The organism is Flavitalea antarctica, from assembly GCF_054461535.1.
This window is the reverse complement of the sequence record NZ_JBTLQG010000002.1, coordinates 146983-169709: the sequence shown is the minus strand read 5'-3', so window position 1 is coordinate 169709 and position 22727 is coordinate 146983. Positions and strand designations below refer to the sequence as shown.

Annotated in this window: 22 protein-coding genes; 5 read left to right on the top strand and 17 right to left on the bottom strand. The window is 44.8% G+C overall.

All coding sequences use genetic code 11. The features are described 5' to 3' along the window. Positions 1–18: 18 nt before the first annotated feature. From ACX0G7_RS03065 to ACX0G7_RS02995, 15 genes are all read right to left on the bottom strand, one after another. Positions 19–489, bottom strand: coding sequence for a hypothetical protein (locus tag ACX0G7_RS03065; RefSeq protein ID WP_458921948.1), 471 nt, complete (start codon positions 487–489; stop codon positions 19–21). Between the two features lie 213 nt (positions 490–702). Continuing rightward, positions 703–1272, bottom strand: coding sequence for a DUF420 domain-containing protein (locus ACX0G7_RS03060; protein WP_458921947.1), 570 nt, complete (start codon positions 1270–1272; stop codon positions 703–705). A gap of 49 nt (positions 1273–1321) precedes the next feature. Then, on the bottom strand, positions 1322–2035 hold the full coding sequence (locus ACX0G7_RS03055) for an SCO family protein (RefSeq protein WP_458921946.1): 714 nt from the start codon (positions 2033–2035) through the stop codon (positions 1322–1324). Positions 2036–2262: 227 nt separating this feature from the next. Further along, positions 2263–2739: a cytochrome C oxidase subunit IV family protein gene (locus tag ACX0G7_RS03050; RefSeq protein WP_458921945.1), complete on the bottom strand. Its 477-nt coding sequence runs from the start codon at positions 2737–2739 to the stop codon at positions 2263–2265. 55 nt (positions 2740–2794) lie between these two features. Next, positions 2795–3487 (bottom strand): cytochrome c oxidase subunit 3, encoded by a 693-nt coding sequence (locus ACX0G7_RS03045; RefSeq protein ID WP_458921944.1) that lies wholly within the window; start codon positions 3485–3487, stop codon positions 2795–2797. A gap of 62 nt (positions 3488–3549) precedes the next feature. Next, positions 3550–4119 (bottom strand): cytochrome c oxidase subunit 3, encoded by a 570-nt coding sequence (locus tag ACX0G7_RS03040; RefSeq protein ID WP_458921943.1) that lies wholly within the window; start codon positions 4117–4119, stop codon positions 3550–3552. A gap of 101 nt (positions 4120–4220) precedes the next feature. Further along, on the bottom strand, positions 4221–5123 hold the full coding sequence (gene cyoE / locus ACX0G7_RS03035) for a heme o synthase (RefSeq protein WP_458921942.1): 903 nt from the start codon (positions 5121–5123) through the stop codon (positions 4221–4223). A gap of 32 nt (positions 5124–5155) precedes the next feature. After that, complete coding sequence (locus ACX0G7_RS03030) at positions 5156–6976, bottom strand: cytochrome c oxidase subunit I (protein WP_458921941.1); 1821 nt, start codon at positions 6974–6976, stop codon at positions 5156–5158. Positions 6977–7020: 44 nt separating this feature from the next. Continuing rightward, positions 7021–8109 carry a cytochrome c oxidase subunit II gene (locus tag ACX0G7_RS03025; RefSeq protein WP_458921940.1) on the bottom strand — a complete coding sequence of 363 codons (1089 nt, stop codon included), beginning with the start codon at positions 8107–8109 and terminating at the stop codon, positions 7021–7023. A 15-nt stretch (positions 8110–8124) separates the two neighbouring features. Continuing rightward, positions 8125–9360, bottom strand: a complete 1236-nt coding sequence (locus tag ACX0G7_RS03020) for a quinol:cytochrome C oxidoreductase (RefSeq protein ID WP_458921939.1) — start codon at positions 9358–9360, stop codon at positions 8125–8127. A gap of 33 nt (positions 9361–9393) precedes the next feature. Then, on the bottom strand, positions 9394–10107 hold the full coding sequence (locus ACX0G7_RS03015; RefSeq protein WP_458921938.1) for a c-type cytochrome: 714 nt from the start codon (positions 10105–10107) through the stop codon (positions 9394–9396). A gap of 119 nt (positions 10108–10226) precedes the next feature. Next, the gene (locus ACX0G7_RS03010) at positions 10227–10820 is read right to left on the bottom strand and encodes a DUF3341 domain-containing protein (protein WP_458921937.1); all 594 of its coding nucleotides are present in this window, start codon (positions 10818–10820) and stop codon (positions 10227–10229) included. Positions 10821–10847: 27 nt separating this feature from the next. Next, a complete protein-coding gene (nrfD, locus tag ACX0G7_RS03005) occupies positions 10848–12299 on the bottom strand; it encodes an NrfD/PsrC family molybdoenzyme membrane anchor subunit (protein ID WP_458921936.1) in 1452 nt (483 codons plus the stop codon). 78 nt (positions 12300–12377) lie between these two features. After that, the gene (locus ACX0G7_RS03000; protein ID WP_458921935.1) at positions 12378–15563 is read right to left on the bottom strand and encodes a TAT-variant-translocated molybdopterin oxidoreductase; all 3186 of its coding nucleotides are present in this window, start codon (positions 15561–15563) and stop codon (positions 12378–12380) included. Between the two features lie 99 nt (positions 15564–15662). Further along, positions 15663–16940 (bottom strand): c-type cytochrome, encoded by a 1278-nt coding sequence (locus ACX0G7_RS02995; RefSeq protein ID WP_458921934.1) that lies wholly within the window; start codon positions 16938–16940, stop codon positions 15663–15665. 293 nt (positions 16941–17233) lie between these two features. Between ACX0G7_RS02995 and ACX0G7_RS02990 the strand changes: the two genes are divergently transcribed. From ACX0G7_RS02990 to ACX0G7_RS02975, 4 genes are all read left to right on the top strand, one after another. Continuing rightward, a complete protein-coding gene (locus ACX0G7_RS02990; RefSeq protein WP_458921933.1) occupies positions 17234–17521 on the top strand; it encodes a DUF6787 family protein in 288 nt (95 codons plus the stop codon). A gap of 28 nt (positions 17522–17549) precedes the next feature. Continuing rightward, a complete protein-coding gene (purN, locus tag ACX0G7_RS02985; RefSeq protein ID WP_458921932.1) occupies positions 17550–18134 on the top strand; it encodes a phosphoribosylglycinamide formyltransferase in 585 nt (194 codons plus the stop codon). Positions 18135–18406: 272 nt separating this feature from the next. Continuing rightward, on the top strand, positions 18407–19171 hold the full coding sequence (locus tag ACX0G7_RS02980) for a peptidase associated/transthyretin-like domain-containing protein (protein WP_458921931.1): 765 nt from the start codon (positions 18407–18409) through the stop codon (positions 19169–19171). Between the two features lie 64 nt (positions 19172–19235). Continuing rightward, positions 19236–19781, top strand: coding sequence for a hypothetical protein (locus ACX0G7_RS02975; RefSeq protein WP_458921930.1), 546 nt, complete (start codon positions 19236–19238; stop codon positions 19779–19781). A gap of 11 nt (positions 19782–19792) precedes the next feature. Here the strand turns inward: ACX0G7_RS02975 and ACX0G7_RS02970 are convergent, their stop codons facing one another. After that, entirely contained in the window at positions 19793–20197 is a 405-nt protein-coding gene (locus ACX0G7_RS02970; protein WP_458921929.1) for a hypothetical protein, read from the bottom strand. Between the two features lie 186 nt (positions 20198–20383). Between ACX0G7_RS02970 and ACX0G7_RS02965 the strand changes: the two genes are divergently transcribed. Next, positions 20384–21967 (top strand): N-acyl-D-amino-acid deacylase family protein, encoded by a 1584-nt coding sequence (locus ACX0G7_RS02965; protein ID WP_458921928.1) that lies wholly within the window; start codon positions 20384–20386, stop codon positions 21965–21967. On the opposite strand, the gene map is transcribed toward ACX0G7_RS02965, so the two are convergent. Further along, entirely contained in the window at positions 21964–22722 is a 759-nt protein-coding gene (gene map / locus ACX0G7_RS02960; RefSeq protein WP_458921927.1) for a type I methionyl aminopeptidase, read from the bottom strand. The genes ACX0G7_RS02965 and map overlap by 4 nt on opposite strands. Between the last annotated feature and the right edge of the window lie 5 nt (positions 22723–22727).

Below are 22727 nucleotides of genomic sequence, written 5' to 3'. Positions count from 1 at the left end.
AATGAGATTTGGATCGGCTCATGCATTTATTTCCTGTAATTCCTGGTTGTTGACATTCAAGAGCAGGATGATATTTTCCTTTCGCGGCGCAAACATGATCAGGATCATCAGATGGAAAACTCCCAGCGCGAAAAATGCATAATTGCTCGTGAATATGAAACAGGTGAACGACAGCAGCGCCGGCAATTCAATCATCACCCACCACAGTACACAAGCACTACGGTAGAAATTGATTCTTTTGTTAACGCCATCACTACTCGCACGGATCTTCAGCACGCTGTTTTTAAATAATCTGAATCCAAAAAACAAAGTCACCCCTGCAACGAGAACCACAACTACCTGCAGTGTGCGGTCAACCGATGACTCCACAGGCTCCTGCAATTCTTTCCGCACCATTAATAACGAAGCAATTCCAAAAAGCGTAACACCCAGCACTTGCGCCATATGAATAAGACGAAACAGCTTGAAAAAATTGGTCCTTGTTTTCATTAAGCATTAATTAGTCCCGAAGATATGCCATCCTATATTTCCTATATCAGGTCAATTGTTTAATGCTTAATCGACTCTGCAAGTGAGCGGACGTGAATTCAGAAGAATTAATCAGTACCCGGGGATTGAATAGTCACTGTTCATATCTAGGCTAAAGAAAAAGAGATGTCGGTTAAACAAAAAGCCTCTAAATGTGGAACGTGAGTAGTTAGATTAATAATAAGGGCTGATCATCAAGTAGACGATCACGCCGGTAACGGAAACATAGAACCATATTGGCCAGGTGATCCTGGCTAGCTTTGTGTGCCTGTTATATTCACCGGTGAGTGCACGATAAGCAGTAAATAAAATAAAAGGAAGTATGATAGCGGCGAGAAATATATGCGTGATCAGAATAAAGAAATAAACTATCCGGATCGTTCCCTCTCCCCCGAACTTTGTATCGCCGGCGAAAAGATGGTGACAGATATAGGAAACAAGGAATAAGGCTGATAACAATATTGCCGCAATCATGATCCGTTTATGCAGCTCGAATTTTTTCTGCTTAACCATCACCAGGCCTCCCAACAATAGTACGGATACCATGCTATTTACGATAGCATTGAAGGTCGCGAAGAGATGAACATCAAATCCCAGATCAACATTCACTTTGACCCTCGACAAAATGACAACGGCCGCAAAAACCACTACTGATAAAATCACAATGAGTAATCTTGCCACTTTATCATTTTTCCTGATTACGGGTTCCGGTGTAATGTTTTGAATTGCGATTTCCGGTTTCATAGTGTTAGTAGTATTGCCTTATTGATTGTTTTCGGTTCTCCGATCAACGCTAAAAAAGCTTCCTCTTTTTTTTCTTGTCGCGTTCAAGCATCAACATCGTGAGATCTTCAGCCAGGTTCGAAAGCGCAACGCTGTCGAGCCCGCTGTAATAACCCCTGATAACATGATCCCGGTCTAACAAAACAAATCTTTCAGTGTGAATGAAATTCGAATCCACTGACTCCCCATCCTGCACCGGTAACTTGATCTCATTAATGGCGAAATCATAAATTGTTTTTTTGGGACCGGTCAACATCCACCATATATCATGATTAATACCATTGCGATCAGCATATTTTTTCAGCACCGGAACCGAGTCGCGCTCCGGATCAACCGAAAAAGACAGGAATTGCACAAAAGCTGTGTCTGTGTTTTTCCTTACATCTTTCAACCTCAATCCATCCTGGAGTGCCTTCATATTTTTTGTAAGGGTGGGACAGATTGAAGGGCAGCGCGTAAAGAAAAAATTGGCTACTATGATCTTACCTTTTATGTCATCCAAAGAGACTTCTTTGCCGAGCTGATTCGTTAAAGTGATATTACTGACTTTGTGCCAGACCGTATCATTCTTTTGTTTGCCATCAACTATGCGGGTGATTACAGAATCGGGATAATAACGCGGTGGCATTTCGATGGCGCCGGCACTAAAGTATCTTACCAGCAGATAACAGAGTACTGGCAAAAGAACCAGGACGCATAAAGTGAGTATTGATTTTTTGCTCAAAATGCTGGCTTTAATTCGATTGGGCGAACATTGCCCGGTCACTGTTTATTTAAACAGTATTTCAGACCGCAAAGTTACTACACGAATTATTGCCCTTTCAAACTTTCACAAAATAAAAGCCATTCCGGACGTCCGGAATGGCCTTATATATCTTACGTTTCAGCTATTGACTAAGTTGTCCGTTAACGGCACAACACCGGGAAATTACACGGCACAACACCGGAAAATTAATGGATAGCTCCGGGCTTCTGTGCTTCGCCTCCGGGGGCCGGAGCCACCTTCTGCGACCTTTGAGCATCATGGTGACGATCGAACCGGTTTCTCAGATTCCTGTATGAATCTCCGTCCCAGAGAAATGCTGCCAGGAACCAGATAAACAATAATGCCGGAACGGCTATTGTCATGATCATATTTTTGATCTCATGTTTCAGGTGCATGAACTCCGCGATAATGTAAAACGCCTTAGCTGCTGTTAATATCATATACAGTATGTTAAACATCAGCTTAAGGGAAGGAAATCTCGGCGCGATAAACATACCAACAATCAACTCCACGCAGGTGATACCAAGCAGGATCCAGAATGTTCTCCATATTGCCTTGCTATCGAAGCTGTGCTCGTGATGGGTAACCTCCGGTGAATGTGTGTTCCCGTGGTACGGTTGCGAAGCATGTTCGGTATGTGAATGTGAATCCGTGTGTGCCATAAAATATCTTGTTGCTTAAAAATATTATTTAATCGCCTGGTAATGTTAATCGCTGTTAAAACAGGTAAAAGCAAGTGAAAACGAATACCCAGACAAGGTCTACAAAGTGCCAGTACAAACCTGCTTTTTCTATCATCAGGTAATGACCACGCCTGTCAAATACACCTGTGTAAGCCATGATCAACATGATAATGTTGATGATCACGCCGGAGAACACGTGGAAACCGTGAAAGCCGGTTATGGTGAAAAAGAAGTTACTAAAGTTGGTATTCGGTTTTGTACCATCAGCATTAAGGAACGGACTACCGGCTTCTGTTGGTATCTGGCCCCACCATGCGCCCTGGTGATAAAGGTGGTTCCATTCCCATGCCTGGCAACTGAGGAAAGCGATGCCTCCGATAATTGTCCATATCATCCATTTGACAACGCCTTTACGATCGTTGGAATGTCCTGCTCCAACCGCAAGTACCATGGTTACCGAACTCATGATCAGGATAAATGTCATCAAACTCACAAAAACCAGCGGAAGATGTGCATGCCCTGCAAAGGGAAATGAAGAGAACACACTATTGGGATCCGGCCAGCTATTGGTAGAAAATCTTGCCGTGCCATAAGAAATGAGGAATGCTCCGAATGTAAAGGCGTCACTCATCAGGAAATACCACATCATAAGTTTCCCATACTCCACGTTGAAAGGACTTCTGCCTCCACTCCACCATTTTGTATTCGCCGGTATCGCTTGTGCCATGTTTGTTATTTAAGATTGAAATTTAGTTTTTTAGTTTTTTACTTCCGGATTTTATGAACCTCTCAGATGTTCAACAAAAAGAACACGAACAGGTATATCCACAACAGGTCCACAAAATGCCAGTATGTTGCAGCAACTTCAACCGGCACTGAACTATAGTTCCGGATCCGTTTGCTGTACGCCCTCAGGTACATAATAAGCAGTGCAATAATTCCGCCCAGCACATGAATGGCATGCAAGCCAAAAATGATATACAGAAACACACCCGCACCACTGCCTTCCATCAATACGCCGCTGTTATAGAGCTGCGAAAATCCCAGGATTTGCAATAATATAAAAACAAATCCAAGTATGATAGTCGCGGTGCTGAGGCGGCGATACTGCCTCATATTTCTTTCCTTAAATGCCTTAAGCCCACTCTGAATGGTAATGCTACTAACCACCATTATTGCTGTTGAGTAGTAGAAAACAACCGGCATGGTGACTTTCGTCCATCCAGGTAAGCTGCCTTTTACTATATATGCACTTGTCAATCCGGCAAACATCATTACAATACTGCCGATGGCTACCCACAAAGTAAATTTATGGGGATGGATCTTATTTCTCGATTGTGTACTCACTGCTTGATTCATTCTATCTCCTTTATCAAATCTCGGTTCTTAATATCCATTTACCATTCCTGCATGTGCCGAATCAACTGATTTCTTCGCCTGATTGATAAACATTTTTTCTGTCACCCTTTGTCAGCCAGCATCGCCAGCAAAACTACTGGCAGGTAAATGTAACTGCTAAACATTACTCTCCTGGCTGCTTTCACTTCCATCTCGCGGTAGAGTTTCACTGACTGCCAGACCATCAGGACATTCGCAATAAAAACAATAACCAGCGCTGTCATCCCGCTCATTCCGACCAGGTAAGGCAACACACCCACCGGGATCAGTACCATTGAATAGATGATCGACTGTATGGCTGAGTATTTTGTCGGGCCCTCAACTGAAGGCATCAACTTGAAACCAGCGTTAGAATAGTCTTTGTGCGCTATCCAGGCAATCGCCCAGAAATGTGGAAATTGCCAGAAAAACTGGATCGCGAACAAAACCCATCCACCTGCACTCAGATCATCCTGGCCCGCAGTCCATCCTATCAGGCACGGAAAAGCACCGGGAATAGCCCCTACCAATACTGATATCGAATTGACTTTTTTCAGTGGCGTATACAAAAATGCATATATGAACCAACTGATAAAAGCCATCAGTGCCGAAAGGCCGTTAAAAAAATAATACAGAATAAATAAGCCGGCCACAAGGCTGACCGCGGCAAAAACCCAACCCTCAGACTGTGTCATTCTTCCTGAGGCAATAGGTCTTTTCGCCGTGCGCTTCATCAGCGCATCGGTATCTTTCTCAACAACCTGGTTTACTGCATTTGCACTCCCGGTCACCAGTAAACCACCAATGAATAGGAGCAGGATCATACCCCAGTCATAGCTCACGATGTTTGGTGCAAGGAGGTAACTCACTACCGCCGAAAATACCACCATGAAACTAAGACTGAACTTGATCAACAGCATGTAATCTCTCACCTTGCTGGCGATTGTAAAAGAACTTGACGACTTCACCGTTTCCTGCTGCATCATGTCATACCCGGTTATTTACGAAGAGTAAACAATCAATGTTTGCTCTCATGTGAACCCACTGGTTCTGTCTGTGGAATAAATTCTCTTCCGTCTTTTGAATAATCATATGCCCAGCGGTGAACCTCAGGAATTTCGCCTGGCCAGTTACCGTGTCCCGGGTTAATTGGTGTTGTCCACTCAAGCGTTGTTGCGCCCCATGGATTTGTTGTAGTTACTTTTCTTCCCTTGAAAATTGAGTAGAAAAAGTTGAATACAAACATCAGCTGCACAGCAAAAACGACCATTGCAACTGTTGATATGAATTTATTTAACTCTGTAAATTGTTTGAAAGATTCCCATCCGCTGTAATCCATATAACGGCGCGGCATACCCGCCAGTCCCTGGTAGTGCATTGGCCAGAAGATGAGGTAAGCACCAATTATGGTAACCCAGAAATGGATATATGCCATGGTATTGTTCAGGTACCTGCCGAACATTTTCGGAAACCAATGGTAGATGCCGGCGAACATTCCAAAGAAGGAAGCAACACCCATCACAATGTGGAAGTGGGCCACCACAAAGTAAGTATCGTGGAGGTGAATATCCAGGGTGGAGTTTCCAAGAAAGATACCTGTAAGACCACCTGATATGAAAAGACTCACGAAACCAAGAGCGAACATCATTCCCGGTGTGAACCGGATGTTTGCACGCCAGAGTGTTGTGAGCCAGTTAAAGACCTTGATGGCCGATGGTACGGCAATCAGCAATGTAAGCAATACGAATACCGAACCCAGGAAAGGATTCAATCCGGATACAAACATATGATGCGCCCAAACAAGGAATGCCAGGATGGTAATGGCGAACAATGACCCAACCATCGCCATGTATCCAAAGATTGGCTTTCTTGAGTTGACAGATAAAATTTCCGAAGCCATACCCATGGCCGGGAGCAATATGATATAAACCTCGGGGTGACCAAGGAACCAGAATAAGTGTTGAAACAGGATCGCACTGCCACCCTCGTTAGGTAAGGCTGACCCGCCGGAGATAAAGATATCTGAGAGATAAAAACTTGTGCCGGCATGGCGATCAAAAAGAAGCAGGATGAAACCTGATAACAGTACAGGGAATGATAACACTCCAAGAACTGCAGTGAAGAACAATGCCCAGATAGTAAGTGGCAACCTGGTCATGCTCATACCTTTTGTGCGCATGTTAAGCACTGTACTTATATAGTTAAGACCAGCCAGTAGCTGTGAAACTACGAACAACGCCATGGCCGTGATCCAGAGGTCCATACCTATTTTAGATCCCGGTGACGCAGCGCCGAGTGCACTCAAAGGCGGATAAGCTGTCCAACCACCACTAAATGGACCGGTCTGAACGAACAAAGAAGACAACATGACGATACTGGCTGTAAAAAAGAACCAGTAAGACAGGCAGTTCATCAAAGGGGAGGCCATGTCTCTGGCACCTACCTGGAGCGGGATAAGAATGTTTGCGAAAGTTCCGCTGAGTCCACCTGTCAATACAAAAAATACCAACACGGTACCGTGCATGGTTACCAACGCATAATAATTTTCAGCGCTGATTTTTCCGCCTTCGGCCCAACGACCAAGAATGCTTTCCAACCATGGGAAGGATTCGTCGGGATATCCGAGCTGAAGCCGGAACAAAACCGACATCAGACCGCCGATGATTGCCCACACCATTCCCGTAATAAGGAACTGTTTGCCGATCGTTTTGTGATCGAGACTGAATATATACTTTGAAATGAAAGTCTGTTTATGATGATGCTCATGATGTTCATCATGATGCACTTCATGAGTTGTAATCACTTCGGGGTGTCCTTGCATTGCCGCTTCGTTGCTCATGAGAATTCTGTTTTTTTGACTTTAAAAAGGTTTTCGGATACTTTTTAATTCTTTACAATTGCTTTTGCAGGTGGTGTGTTGGCAGCTCTTTTTGTGCTGTCAGGTGCAGGTGTTGCAGGCGATGGAGCTGGTGCTCCCTGCGGTGGAAACAATTCTGCATACTTTGCTTTCTGGCTGGCTCTCCACAATACAAATTCTTCCTGTGTGACCACCTTGATTACACCACGCATTGAATAATGAGCGTTCCCACACATCTGGTCGCAGGCAATTTCGTATTCAAACGCTTCATTGTTTGTGATCTTGCGCATCTCTTCAGTGGTATACTGCGGCGTGAACCAAAGGGTAGTCGGAGTTCCGGGCACCGCATCCATTTTTAACCTGAAATGTGGAAGACCCACGTCATGAATAACGTCCCTCGAGCCGATGACGAGCTGAACCGGTTTGCCTTTCACGAGATACATTGGCTGGCCGGCGATGATCACATCGTCATGCCCTGCCGGATCATCCCATAAAAGTCCAAGTTCATTGCCCTCAACTTCGCTGATGTTTTTGAAATACCTCTTGCCAAAGATGTTGTCTTTGCCAGGATAACGATAGATCCAGTTAAACTGCTTACCGGTTATTTCAACAACCATGGAATTCTGCGGAGGGTCACCGGTTATTTTAAACCAGTACAACAATCCAAATCCGACCATGATTACCAGCGTAATTGCAGGAACAGTCGTCCAGAGTATCTCAAGTTTGTTGTTATGCGGAAAAAAGTATGCTTGCCTTTTCTCATTGTACTGGTACTTGTACGCAAACCAGAAAAGCAGGATCTGGGTGATCACAAACACCACCCCGGTTACAGCAATAGTGATAAACATCATCGTATCTACGTTCTCACCATGGTCAGAGGCCGAAGGATGAACCAGTAGTGTTTTGTGGTAAAACAACTTATTACACCACCAGACACCTATCAGTCCCAGCACCAGGAAGGCCACCATCAGAAAGGCATTCACCCTGTTACTTTGCTCGAAGGCTTTCTTTTCACCTTTCAGGACCGACACATACTCACTCGCCTTGGCGATCTGAAATGTAATCAGAAAGCCCAGACCTAGGATCGATAAAAGAAAAACAGCTGTTGTAGACATGATATACAAAAAGATTTAAGTATGATGTATGATACTTTCCTTCACAAATGGGTGGTTCTTGGCAACCAGTGCATTTTTACTCAACACATTTCCGGTAACGAGCATGATTGTACCAATAAACCCTGCAGCCACTCCGAAATCATATAAACCAAGTTCTACATGTTCCTTCAAAACACTGGCAAAAATCATTTGATAGAAGTCAAGCCAGTGACCAAAGATGATCAGCACGGCCATAAAAGCCATCATCGTATAACTCCGTTTGGCATTCCTTCTCATTAATAACAAAAGTGGAGCAAGGAAGTTGATAATTAATGTGAGCCAAAAAACTCCACTGTAAGCGCCGTCCTTAATACGTGATTTGAAATAAACCGTTTCTTCCGGAATATTCGCGTACCAGATCAACATGTATTGTGAGAACCACAGGTAGGTCCAGAACACGGAGAAAGCAAACATAAATTTACCGACATCATGAAGGTGCTCGTCGGTGACATATTCAAGATGTCCCTGGTTTTTCAGATAAATAATATATAAAGCGATCAATGACAAACCTGCCACAAAGCTACTTGCAAATGAGTACCAGCTATACATTGTGGAATACCAATGTGCGTCTATGCTCATCAGCCAGAACCATGGGGTAACAGACAAAGCGGTCAGTGAAAACCATACTATGAATATTGCAGCCCAGACCGTGTTTTTCCAGATATATCTGCGACCATCTTCCCTGCTTCCAATCGGGTTTTCGTCCAGCTCTCTTGAAAGCTTGCGCATCTTGTAACCAAGGATACTCCAGAAAGCAACGGTCAGGACCGTCCAGACTGCGTAAAATGCCGGATTAAGAAATCCGCTTTTGCCCAACAGAATACTGTCATTTGCTACGGCTTCAGCATCGGTCCAGTGATAAATGTGAGTCATGTGGTGGCCACCGAATACGATAGACAGAAGTATAACCAATGCAATTACGCCTATTACAGGAACTGCAGCTCCAATGGCTTCCATCACCCGTCCGAATGCTATCTGCCATCCGCCCCAGGCTAACGTGGTAGCGCAAAAGAAAAACATGCAGGCATTACAAATAAGCAGAAAGTAAACACTATTGTGCATCAATGTTGCCCAGAACCTGGTTTTATGATGCACATCTCCGGTCCCGTACAAAAAGAAACCAACTATCACTGACAACACTCCCACACCGATCAGCGCCAGTGACCAGGTTCTGTAGCGGTTAGGGACTGTAAATAAATCTTTAGTAGCCATTATCAACAATTTTTGTATTCTGTAATCGTGACCTTATTTTTTTGTTTTTGAAGTGTCGCCTGTTGCCGGAGCCATTGTACCCGGCGCTCCTGCCTGTGCCCCGGGACCTGCTTTTGCAGCCGTTGTATCGCCTGAAGGTTTAGTGCTGCCACCACCTTTTTTTGCGATCTGTTTGTCTTTTACATATTTAACAACCATCCAACGCTGGGTTGTGCTGAGCTGTGAAGCGTAAGGTCCCATTTGTCCTTTTCCGTAAGTAACGGAATAAAACATCTGGCCTTCCGGCATAACAGACACAACGGGATCGTCAACCAGGTTTTTGGGTGCCACTCCATAAGGACCTGCCCCATCATTATATAAAGGACCATTACCATTGAGCGTTGTTCCATGACAGATACCACAGTTTACCAGGTAAAGTCTTTCGGCCTCTTTGGTTTGCTGCGGATTTAACGATGCAAGTGGATTGGCCACAGCTCTTGAAGCCACGTAGTTTACGGAATCGCCTGGTTTATCAACAGGGATCGCAAAAGGAAATAATTCCCCTCTCTTGACAGTACCGGCAACGGGGGTAGCAGTATACCTGATTCCCTGTGCTTTTAGTGTATCCAGGTTAGCATAAGTTTCATAAGCCCTGCTCTTCGCCATATCCGGCATATAGGTTCTGGAAGGCTCACGTTGAATACTGTCTCCGCAGCTCCATATTCCAATGGCCAGGGCAAAAACAGTTATGATCGATAATTTTTTCATCCGTTCATTTTTATTTTATTCGCCGGATAGCCTGTTCCCGCCTTGTTGGTGAATGCCCTGTTAACATTTCACCCGGTCAAAAGGCTTACAATGGCGTTTCCTCTTTAATTATTCTTCAATTATACTGATACAGGTTCTGGGGTCTCCTGATATAATTTTTTCTCCTTGTCGTAAGTTCCAAGCCACCAGCCTGTTTCAGCTACCTGGGTGTTCACCTCAACTGCACCGTTTGCTGAAAGGAAAGCAGAAACTTCCGCTTCATTTGTTCTTGCAGAACATTCGATAACCATCACAAAAAGGTCATCAGTTGCGCGCTCATGAAAGTGATGTTTCTTAACGAAGGGTGCAAGCTGGCATAAATAACAAAACGTCAATACCATTCCAACGCAGGCACAAAGCACGGTAAACTCGAATGTGATCGGTATCCAGGCAGGAAGCGCGAAATGTGGTTTACCGCCGATATTTAATGGCCAGTCTTTTGTAAAAACCCAGGTGATGAAACTGAGCGCTGTGCTTGTACCAAAGATGGCATAAAGAAATCCGGCTGTGTGTATACTGGTGTCACGTAAACCCATTACACGGTCAAGACCATGGATCGGGAAAGGCGTATAAACATCATGCATTTTATAGCCTGCTTTACGAACCTTCTTTACCGCATCGAATAAAAGGCCTTCCTCATCGAAACATCCTACAACAAATTTTTTACGAGCCATATAGCGAATTGTGTTTGTGAGTTAAAATCAATGATGTTCACTGTGTTGTTCATGGTAAAACTGGTCGGTGGTTTTGCGTTCTACCACATCCATACCCGTCTTATAATTGTCACCGGATCTCTTCAGGATATGCTTGATTTCCGCGATTGCAATCACCGGGAAGAATTTTGCAAAGAGGAAGAAGCAGGTAAAGAATAATCCAAATGTTCCCATATAAAATCCAACCTCATAAATGGTCGGTGAATAATAAGTACTCCAGCTGCTAGGCAGATAATCCCGATACACAGAGGTAACGATGATCACAAAGCGCTCAAACCACATCCCGATATTTACTATGATTGACATGAAGAAAGTGACCAGGATGTTTCTCCGCATTTTTCTGAACCAGAAAATCTGTGGCGATAAAACGTTACAACCCATCATCAGGAAATAACTCCATCCGTAAGGACTGAATATGTTTGCCCTGTTTTCAAAGAAGGCCCATGCTTCGTATTTGTTCTGACCGTACCATGAAATGAAGAGCTCAGTGAGGTAGGCAATACCAACGATTGAACCGGTAAGCACTATTACCTTGTTCATAACCTCGATATGCTCTATAGTTATATAGTCTTCCAGCGCAAGTACCTTCCGTGTGATAAGCAACAAGGTCTGAACCATTGCAAAACCGGAGAATATCGCACCGGCAACGAAGTATGGCGGAAAGATGGTAGTGTGCCAGCCCGGTACTACCGAAGTTGCGAAGTCGAAGGATACTATCGTGTGAACCGAAAGTACCAGCGGGGTACTCAAACCAGCAAGTACAAGAGAAAGACTTTCATGTCTCTGCCAGTGTTTGGTGGAGCCGGTCCATCCGAAAGCAAGAAGGCCGTACATATACTTTCTCCATTTCAACCTTGCACGGTCACGAACCGTCGCAAAATCCGGGAGAAGTCCGCAATACCAGAACAAAAGAGAAACGGTAAAATAAGTTGAGATCGCGAATACGTCCCATAACAGTGGTGAGTTAAAGTTCACCCATAATGGTCCTCTTGTGTTCGGATAAGGAAGTACGAAAAAGGCCATCCAAACCCGGCCCATGTGCCAGATCGGGAACTGACCCGCACACATAACCGCAAATATCGTCATTGCTTCTGCCGCCCGGTTTACACCTGTTCTCCAACCCTGGCGAAACAACAAGAGGATAGCGGAAATCAGTGTTCCGGCGTGACCAATACCAACCCACCAAACGAAGTTGGTGATGTCCCAACCCCATCCTATCGTTTTGTTCAGGTTCCACTGTCCCACACCATAAGTCACCTCCCTGTAAATCGAGTAAACACCGATCAGCAGGAAAATTACTGAGATGATGAATCCAATCCACCATAACCTGCTCGGGCTTGCTTCAATCGGGCGCACAATGTCTTCAGTAACCTGATGGTAAGTCTTATCTCCATCTACAAGAGCAGGCCTGATTTGCGATTCGTACCTTAATAATGACATATAATTTGCGATTTTCGCCTTGCCCGCTTAACACTGGCAAGGCCCGGTATTATTCGTTGATATACAATTTATATTTTCTCAATGTTGACCCTCTCCTGCCTCATGCCCTGCACCGGTTGCAGCTGGGCCCGGTAAATGTTCACCAGCTTCAGCATGTGCACTGATATGTTCAGTGTTCCTGATTTTCGCCAGGTAACTCACGTTTGGTAAAGTGTGAATCTGCTCCAGAGAATAGAACTGCCTGTTGCTGTTTTCCCTTCTTACGCGACTGACTTCAGATTCAGGATTATTTGCATCACCGAATACGATAGAGTCACCGGCACAAGCTTGCTGACAAGCGGTTTTTACATCAGAATCATTAAGCGTGCGGTTTTCTCTTTTTGCCCTGAGTTTTCCTTCCTGGGTTCTTTGCACACAGAAAGAACATTTTTCGATAACACCACGGCTGCGAACGGTTACATCAGGATTGAGTACCATACGGGTGAGGTCATCATTCATTGCAAATACGGCGTCGTCAAGTTTACCGACTCCCTCTTTTAGCTGGTTGTCAGGGAAACTGTCAGCCCCGGTATAATCCGCCCAGTTAAACCGGCGAACCTTATAAGGACAGTTATTACCGCAATACCTGGTACCGATGCAACGGTTATAGATCATCATATTGATTCCTTCACTGCTGTGACTGGTAGCAGCAACCGGGCAAACGTTTTCGCAGGGTGCGTTATCGCAATGCTGACAAAGCATTGGCTGGAATATCACCTGGATACCATCTGCATCTTCAACATTATTATTAGCAGCAGAATAATATCTATCAATCCTTAACCAATGCATTTCATGAAAGCGTAACACTTCGCTTTTGCCGACAACCGGAACGTTGTTTTCCGCGTTACATGCAACTACACAAGCGCCGCAACCAAAACAGCTGTTAAGATCGATTGCCATTCCCCACTTTATTCCCGGCCTGTCATAGACTGGATAAAGTGTTCCCTGCTCCTCAAATTTTTCAATGCCGCCGTAGGCTTTCAGTTCCACATTACGTTCTTCGCGAACCATATCAGGATTTTTCCTGAGATCAGCAAGCGTGAACTCCTTGATCACCTCATGGCGACCTTCGTATGTACTGTGGGTCTGGGTTTGGGCTACTTCGTGCTCTTCCGATTTGAGGTATTCAGCAGTAGCCTCGCCTGGTGTCCAGCTTACTGTTGTTCCGTTGAACGCAAGTAAAGGATATGCATTCTGGCCGATGCCCGCGATCGCACGTCCCAGGTTTATCTTGGAATTATCTTTATTAGCACTGTGTCTTCCATAACCAACCGCAACCGCAATGGTATTAGCCTGGGTACCTGGAATAATCAACACCGGTATATTCATTTCTTTTGCTCCGACCTTTAACTTAATTACGGGCTTCCTCATGAATACCTCATAATCATCTGCCTCACCCTGGTTATTCAGGTCTATGCCGAGCACTTCTTTACCAAACTGCGGGGATACGATTGCATAGTTATCCCAGGTCGCTTTTGTGATTGGATCAGGAAGTTCCTGTAGCCATGGGTTGTTTCCCTGCCTGCCATCTCCAAGAGAGACCTTCTGGTAAACGACTACTTCGTACTTACCAGTCTTCTTTAAACCAGCTACCGCGGATATGGCTGCTGCTGTGTTGCCACCATTGAATGTTGCCGTTGAGACCGCCGGCGCTGCTGGTTCAACTACGCCTTCCTGTAAAGCCTTGTTGAAAAGATCCGGTGTGCCGAGACGGGTTAACCAGAAATTTCTGAAGAAAGCTTCATAATTACCGGTTGCGCCGCTCCATTTCAACAGTGAATCCTGGAACGGACGTGTTTGGAAAAGTGGATAGATCGTAGGCTGTAACATGCTGAAATAGCCGGTTTTGATCTCCACATCACCCCAGCTCTCCAGAAAATGAGGCGCCGGAAGCACATATTTACATAATTCAGTTGTTTCGTCGTTCCTGTCATTGAATGATACAGTCGTTTTTACCCGGGCCAAAGCCTTCTTGAACCTTTCGGCATCAAAGTATTCATAAGCCGGGTTAACCCCATAAATAAGCAGGCTACCAACGCGGCCGGCTTCCATGTCTGCAACAAGTGCAGTCATGTCACTATCCAGGCCCTGGAAAGCAAGCAATGGAGCGGACCAGTCAATGGTGGTACCGTTTGCGCCAACTGCTTCGTTGATCGCATTAACAATTACCTGGATGTCTTTATTATTACTGCCGCTCACTACCAGTGCCCTGCCCCGGTTAGCCACGAGTTCTTTTGCTGCTTTTTCGATACCAGCCTTCACTTTTCCGTCAACCCCTGTTGCACCCTGGCCGTTTACAGCGCTTAACAAAGCCGCTGCTACCAGCCCCGATTCTGAAGGACGGTGAGTTATTCTATCGTCGGCATTAGCACCCGTCATGCTTAGCATACTTTCAAACTGGAAGTGCTTGCTCATTTCGGGATTAGCCTGGTTGATCTTTCTGCCGGAAGTGTAGGCTTTCTGATATTCTACAGCATTGAGCCATGTTCCCAGGAAATCCGCACCAAGGCTCACGATCACCTTAGCTGTTTCGAAATGATATGATGGTATGGCTCTTCTGCCATAAGATTCCTGGTTTGCCAATAGCATTCCGCTGTATGAAATCGCGTCAAATTGTATATGACGGTTTGCAGGATCTTTTGCGAGAAAACCGGCGATAACTTCTTTGGTAGTGGGCGATGTAATGGTTGAGGTGAGTAATACAACCGGGCCGGTCATTTCGACGGCCAGTTTTTTGTCCAGGTCATCGTAACTGATCGCATTTCCTTTTTGCATCGGGAAGCGGATCCTGGCGCTGTCATACAAATCCAGAACAGATGCCTGCACCCGGGCAGTTGTATTGCCCTTAGTTATTGTTGATAATGTATTTCCTTCAATCTTGATTGGTCTGCCATCTCTTACTTTGGCAACGATAGGAACAGCTTCACCACCGTTTACATAGGTAGTTGCGTAGAAATCGGCCATACCCGGCACCAGGTCCTGGGGCTTGTTCAGGTAAGGGATCATTTTGTTCACAGGAGTCTCGCAGCTTGCTGCCATGGCCGCAGCGGTTGTGAATCCCATGTATTTCAGGAAGTCCCTGCGGGAAGTACCATCAGCGCCAAGATCAGTTCCATCTTCAGCAACAAAGGGCAAATCTTCCTGAAACTCATTCTCCGACAGTTTTTTGTGCGCTTTGGACCTGTTAAGCTCCCCAAAACTCTGCCAGTACTTTTTATTAGCCATTTATTATCAGTTTGAAAAATTTGTGATCAATAAGAAATGTGTTGCCGACCTGCTTAATATTTTGAATTAACCAGGCTGAGACATACGCTTCAAGAGTTATTAATAATGACATTTTTGACATTCAAGTCCGCCAATTTCATTTACAGTCACACTGTCTCTTTGCTTGGACTTGATTTCATTGTGATACTTCTCGTAGATGCTGTAGAACTTATTGCCTTTATCGCCTGTTGAATCAATAAAATTGACATTTGATTCGCGGTGACAGTTTACGCACCAACCCATACTCAGGTCCGATGCCTGGTACACCTCGTTCATTGCAGTAATTTCACCATGGCAGGTCTGACACTGAACCTGGCCCACCTTAGTGTGTTGTGAGTGATTGAAATAGACGTGATCAGGAAGTGAGTGAATCTTAACCCAGGGAATTGGTTTGCCTTCTTTTACATATTTGCTTTGCGCCGGATCCCAGCCAGCATAGTCGTACAGTTTACGGATCTCAGCGGTACCATTCACCTCACTGCCATCTTCCTTGTAAAGCGCCGGACCTGCATATTCAGCAATGTTCATATGACAATTCATACAAACGTTTACTGAAGGAATAGTAGCCTGTTTGCCTTCAAAGGCCGGCCCGTGACAATAAAGACAGCTTATCTGGTTTTGACCGGGGTGTACTTTGTGAGAGAAATATATAGGTTGCTCCGGTTGATATTTTTGATTCCGGCCGAGATTGATAGCACCCTTCACCACGAAAAATCCACCCACTACAAATAAAAGAAGTGTAAGCAGTGTGATATAAGTCTTGTTACGGTAAAAAGGAATAGGTTCATGACTTCTCACGCCATCCTTCTCATCAGCCAGCTTCCGAAGATTGCTGTTTACCTGTAACATGATCAGCGCAACAACTGCGAGGATCAGGGTAAGAACGCCGTAAAGAATGGCGTTGTCGCTTTCGTCATAGGTTGCCTCGTTTCCTGGAGTGCTTTGATCACCACCTTTGCCTTGATCAACAACCGGCTTCACACTATTAATATAGTCAACAATGGCATCGATATCCTTTTCAGCAAGGTTTGGAAAAGCAGTCATTACAATATTGTTGTACTGTCCCTTTAAACCTGTCGTGTAAGGATCACCCGCCATGAACTTCGCAGGATTATGAACCCACTCGTATAGTTTGGCCCTGTCGCTCCAGGGACCGCGTGTTTCCAAACCGGTGAGTGCAGGGCCCGAACCTTTTTTCAACACTCCGTGGCAGGAAGCGCAATTGGTAGTGAATAAAGTCTTGCCGTCCTGTGCCGATAATTTATTACCGAATGAGAATGCCGTGATAATTAGAAAGGATAAAAATAATTTGTTAGCTTTTCGTCTCTGGCCAATCATATCAATTGAATATGATGAAATTATGTGGAAAAATTTCCTGGATTGGCTGCAAAAATAAGTCAGGATTTCAACATTATATCAACATGTTAAATATTTTTTTGACGCAGGCGTGACGCGGGTTTGGGAAAAATGTGAAGCACAATTCTAATATGTATAAGCTAATTTGTCATGTTTTTGTCAATCCGTCTTTCCTGATAAGTTGATTTTCTCTGTGAAATGAACCTCGGATCGACAAGATTTCGGGTATCTGAGAGGCATTATCTTGTTTCGATGTTTTAAAATAGGTTTGCGAAATGTTCAACAGGCTTCAGAAAAAATGGGGAGTTTCCGGGATCCGTTTTGTGATGATCTTTTGTGTATTCGCAATCGGGGGAAGCCTGACCGGATACCTGGGAAAAAAGCTGATGCCTTTTCTTGACCCGGGCCACCCGGTTCTTTACGTCCTGATTTACATTTTGCTGGTAACCGCTATATGGCCTTTCATCGTTTTATTGGTGAGCATTCCTTTCGGACAGTTCAATTTTTTCTGGGAGTACGAGAAAAAACTCGGGCGGCTGATCTTAGGAAAGAAGAGGAAATGAGTTGGGAATTTGCATTTAGATTTGCGCGATGAAAAATATTGCTGTTTTTGCTTCCGGCACGGGGAGCAATGCAAAAAGATTAATAGAACATTTTCTGAACAGCTCCCTGGCCCGTGTCACCCTGATCGTTTGTAACAAGCCGGGAGCAGGCGTCCTGGAAATAGCCCGGCAACATGAAGTTCCAGCCATTATTATTGATCGGGAGCGGTTTTTCCATGGGGACGCTTATGTTCCCGAGCTCATTTCGAAAAATATTGATTTCATCGTGCTCGCAGGATTTTTGTGGAAAATCCCCTCTGCGCTGATTGCTGCTTTTCCGGATAAGATAGTAAATATTCACCCCGCCCTTTTACCTAAATATGGAGGAAAAGGCATGTATGGAAGCAAAGTTCATGAAGCCGTCATCGCTGCTGGGGATCAGGAAAGTGGCATAAGTATACATTTTGTAAATGAAGTATATGATGAGGGCCGGATAATCTTCCAGGCAACATGCCCTGTTGGAAAGGATGATACCGCTGAAACGCTGGCGGACAGGATTCATGCCCTGGAACATTACCATTTTCCAAGGGTTGTTGAAAAGCTACTTTCCGGAAACGGAGAAACTACCCATTGAAACTGAGATGCTTCTCTTTTAACGACCGGGATCCTGCTCACTGAAACGGAGACGCTTCTCTTTTAACACTGAGAACTAGTCACTGAAACTGGGATACCTCTCCTGGACAACTGAGTCGCAACTCCAAAATCGAAAGCTACTCACTGAATAGCTACTCACTGAAAACGAAAACTTCATCGGCCTGGCGCTTCAGATCGAAAAAAGAGTTAAAATAAGGACGAACCGTCATTTATCGGCGGCGTTATATTAATATCACATCTCAAACCAGGCTTTTGTATTGCGGCAAGTCTACCATTCGGGTTATTTTCGGGCTTTTATTATCTGTTGTTTTCAGCCTGCAGGTTACTGCCCAACAGGTAAGGGTGTCCGGACGGGTATATGACATCACGGGTCGCAATCCGCTGGAGGCAGTCACCGTTCTCAGTACTTCCGGCAGGGGGACCATAACCGATTCAACAGGTAAATACAGCATCGTCATGAACGATGACGACTCAATCTGGTTTTCATACCTGAACAAGCCCACTCCGAAATACCCGGTGCAAAGTATCGGAAACCGGACGAATTTTGAGATCCTCTTACACGTGAATGTTTCAGACCTGCGGCCCGTCCAGGTGATGCCCCCGAGTTACAAAAGGGATTCTATGCAAAACAGGGAGGATTACGCAAAAGCATTTAATTTCCGTAAACCATCGTTTGGCACCTCGATCAATCCCTCCACCGGAGGTGTTGGATTGGATATCAACGAACTGATCAATATGTTTAACTTCAAGAAGAACAGGCGGATGCTTGCATTCCAGGACCGGTTGTTAAGAGAAGAAGAAGAACGTTATATATATCACCGGTTCAGCCGGTCGCTGGTCATAAAACTGACAAATCTCAGGGGTCAGGACCTTGATACCTTTATGGTCAAATATAAGCCGTCAGTTGAATTTGTTCAATTCAGTACTGATTACGAATTTCAGGCTTATATCAAAACCTGTCATGAAAGGTTTATGCGGTTAAAGCGGATGATGGGCGATTTCAGAAAGGACACGTGATGTAGACGCATCAACCGTTCGGGGGGCCTGACATAACACTTACTATATCAAGATAACAATCAATATGGATCAACTTACCTTAGGAATTGGTACCCGCTTACAGCACACAAATTTTGGCCCCGGCGTCATTGTTGGAATTAAATACGCAGTGTATATCATTTCCTTCATTAATCACGGAATAAAGGAAATCGATAAAAACGATAACCGCCTGGATGAAATCATCCCGGAGAATGTAACTGCTGAAATTGAAACTGCTGTTGAAACGGAAAGATCTTTATTGAAAATCCTGCGCTTATGGGGTGACTTCAGCGAGGTAGTGCCGCTGGGCGACCGTTGGATCGGTGGAACCATGCTGTTACAACCGAAGGATCAATCCCAGAAACCGAAAGAAATCCCGGTGGATGCATTTTTTCACAAAATCGTGATGGTTCGTGACCGGATCCGTGTGTTGGAACAACAGATCAATTCCAACAAAAAACTGACGGACGAAGACAAGGTAAATCTTCAGCAATATATCACCCGGATATATGGGTCCCTCACAACCTTCAACGTGCTGTTCAGGAACAAGGAACATTGGTTTGTAGGCGAGAAGGGTTCAAAAGAGGATTGATGTGCAGGAACCTATCTCCGCAATTGCAGGGTCTGCACATTACCCCTGTCGGTGGACTTCCATTCCTGCCTGTTCTTTTTGTTGACCGTAATGATCCATGACTTGGCAAAAATTGAATTTTTGTCGAACAATGTTACAGTGTTGGCGCTGTTCTGCCAGCGAAACTCTGATCCCTCATTCAATGTTAGTCTCCAGGGGATGCCTGAGATATTTTTAAATCCTTTGCCGTTCTTACGAAAGGACATTGTACCTACGTTATCGACTGTTCCATCGTCACCATTAACATTTTGTTCGGTATATGATGCCACATTCCACTCGCCCGTGATCCGCCTTTTTAAGTTTTGTTCCGCACTACAGGAGAAAAGGAACAGGGTAGATATCAATATTACCAGGATCGGCATGTTCTTACTCCGCATCTTTAAATCAGAAAATTTGACCATAATAATAATTGCTATTATAGAGGCGGCTGCAATTATTATACCTGCCGAAACCTTTTTGCGCGGAAGCTATTGACCTGCCAGAACCTGTAGTGGGAAACCTATCGTGGTGTGACGGTCGCCCTGCTATTGTTAATTGCTTCAATTTGGATAATTTCGAAATCAATGAAATCCCTCCTCTTTATTTTGTTAGTGCCTGTACTGGCTATGGGTCAGGACACAGCGTTTGACCTGGTTTTAAAACATGGAAAAATTATTGACGGTTCAGGAAATTCCTGGTATTACAGCGATGTTGCCGTCAAGGCCGGGAAGATAGTGCGGATCGCAAAAAACATCAACCCCGGTAATGCTACAGTTGTTGACGCAACCGGTTTGATCGTTGCTCCCGGCTTTATTGATGTACACACGCACATTGAGGGTGATGAAATAAAAACACCAACGGCTGATAACTTCATTATGGATGGTGTTACCTCAGTTGTTACCGGCAATTGCGGAGCTTCTAAAGTTGATATTGGAAACTATCTCAGGTTTATTGATAGCCTTCGCCTGTCCGTTAACGTTGCGACCCTTTTGGGCCACAACGATGTTAGACGGGCTGTGATCGGAAATGCAAACCGGGCACCAAGCGAAGCTGAAATGCAGAAGATGGAGGCCCTTGTACAGGATGGAATGCTGCAGGGTGCCGTTGGTCTCAGTACAGGTCTTATCTATATTCCCGGTACTTATTCAAAAACAGACGAAATAATAAGGCTCGCTAAAATCGCTTCACAGTATAACGGATTATATGCTTCTCACATGCGGGACGAAGGCGACAGTGTATTGATAGCGATCAATGAAGCTATCACGATAGGAAGAGAAGCACAGATACCGGTGGAAATATCTCACTTCAAACTAAGTGGCCAACGTAACTGGGGGCGCTCCAGTCAGTCCCTTCCCATGATTATCGCTGCAAGATCAGAAGGTCTCGATGTAACCATAGACCAGTACCCATATACAGCTAGTAGTACTTCCATGAGTACCATGATACCGGATGATATACTTGCAGACGGCCCGGATTCAGTTAAGGCAAGACTCCAAAGACCGGAAGTAAGAAAATATGTGGTGAAACAAATGCTGAAAAACCTGGAGAAAAGAAAACTTAAACACTTCAGTTATGCGGTGGTTGCTTATCATAAGGCAGATACAACCCTTAATGGCAAATCTGTTGAAGCCATTAACCTCATAAAAGGCAAAAAGCATAAGGCGAAGTATGAGGCGGAAACAGTCATCGAAATGATGTTGCAGGGGGGTGCCGGCATGGTGTTTCACGGCATGAGCGACCAGGACGTGGAAGCGATCATGAGATACCCCTTCAATATGTTTGCTTCTGATGCCAGTATACGTGAGTTTGGACAGGGCAAACCACATCCCCGGGGTTATGGCACCAACTCGCGGGTGCTGTCAATGTATGTAAGGGACAAAAAAATCATTTCTCTTGAAGAAGCAATCAGGAGAATGAGCTCATTACCTGCCCAGAAATTTGGGTTAAAGGACCGGGGCCTGATCAGGGAAGGTATGATGGCTGATATTGTTGTTTTCGACGAAAAGAAAGTTGCTGATCGTTCTACCTACGAGAATCCTCATCAATATTCAACGGGGTTCCGCTTCGTGATTGTAAATGGGCAACTCGTCGTAAACAACGAAAGGCATACTGGTGTGCGGAGCGGTATGGTGCTTTACGGGCCTTCCTATGCTAAAAAATCCTTCTAAATCCCGTTGCTCCTGGTAAGCACGAGCGCGCCATCGTCCCTGATAACAAGCGTATGTTCATGTTGGGCAACAAAACTGCCATCCCTTGTCACAAAGGTCCATCCATCACCCTTTTCATAGGCATGGGATGAACCCGTTGAGATAAATGTTTCAATAGCAACAACAGAATTTTTCTGAAACCTGTTTGTATTTAACCGGTCATAATAACATGGAATCTCTTTTGGAGCTTCATGAAGACTTCGCCCTATACCGTGGCCAACAAGGTTCTTTATTACTTTATATCCGTTCCTGGCAGCTTCTCCCTGTATCAGTTTTCCCAGCTCCGCAATCCGCATTCCCGGTTTTATCGCTGCAATCGCTTTGTGAAGTATTTGCTTTGATGTTTCCACCAGGAGACCATGTTTATTAAGATCTTCTCCGAGAACAAACGAACCGCCGTTGTCTGACCAAAAACCACCAAGTTCAGCGGAGACATCCACATTAACCAGGTCGCCCTCTTTCAGGACAGTTGCTGCAGATGGTATGCCATGAGCTATTTCATTGTTGATGCTTATACAGGTCCATCCCGGAAATCCATATGTAAGTTTCGGAGCCGACCTGGCGCCAAACTTTTCAAGAATAGTCCTGCCGAATTCATCCAGGTCTTTGGTGGTCATACCAACCTTCGCATAATCGCGCATTTCTTTTAAAGTGACTGCGACTGCTTCACTTATAGCTTTCATGCCTGCCAGTTCGACCTGTGATGAGATGGACATAGATA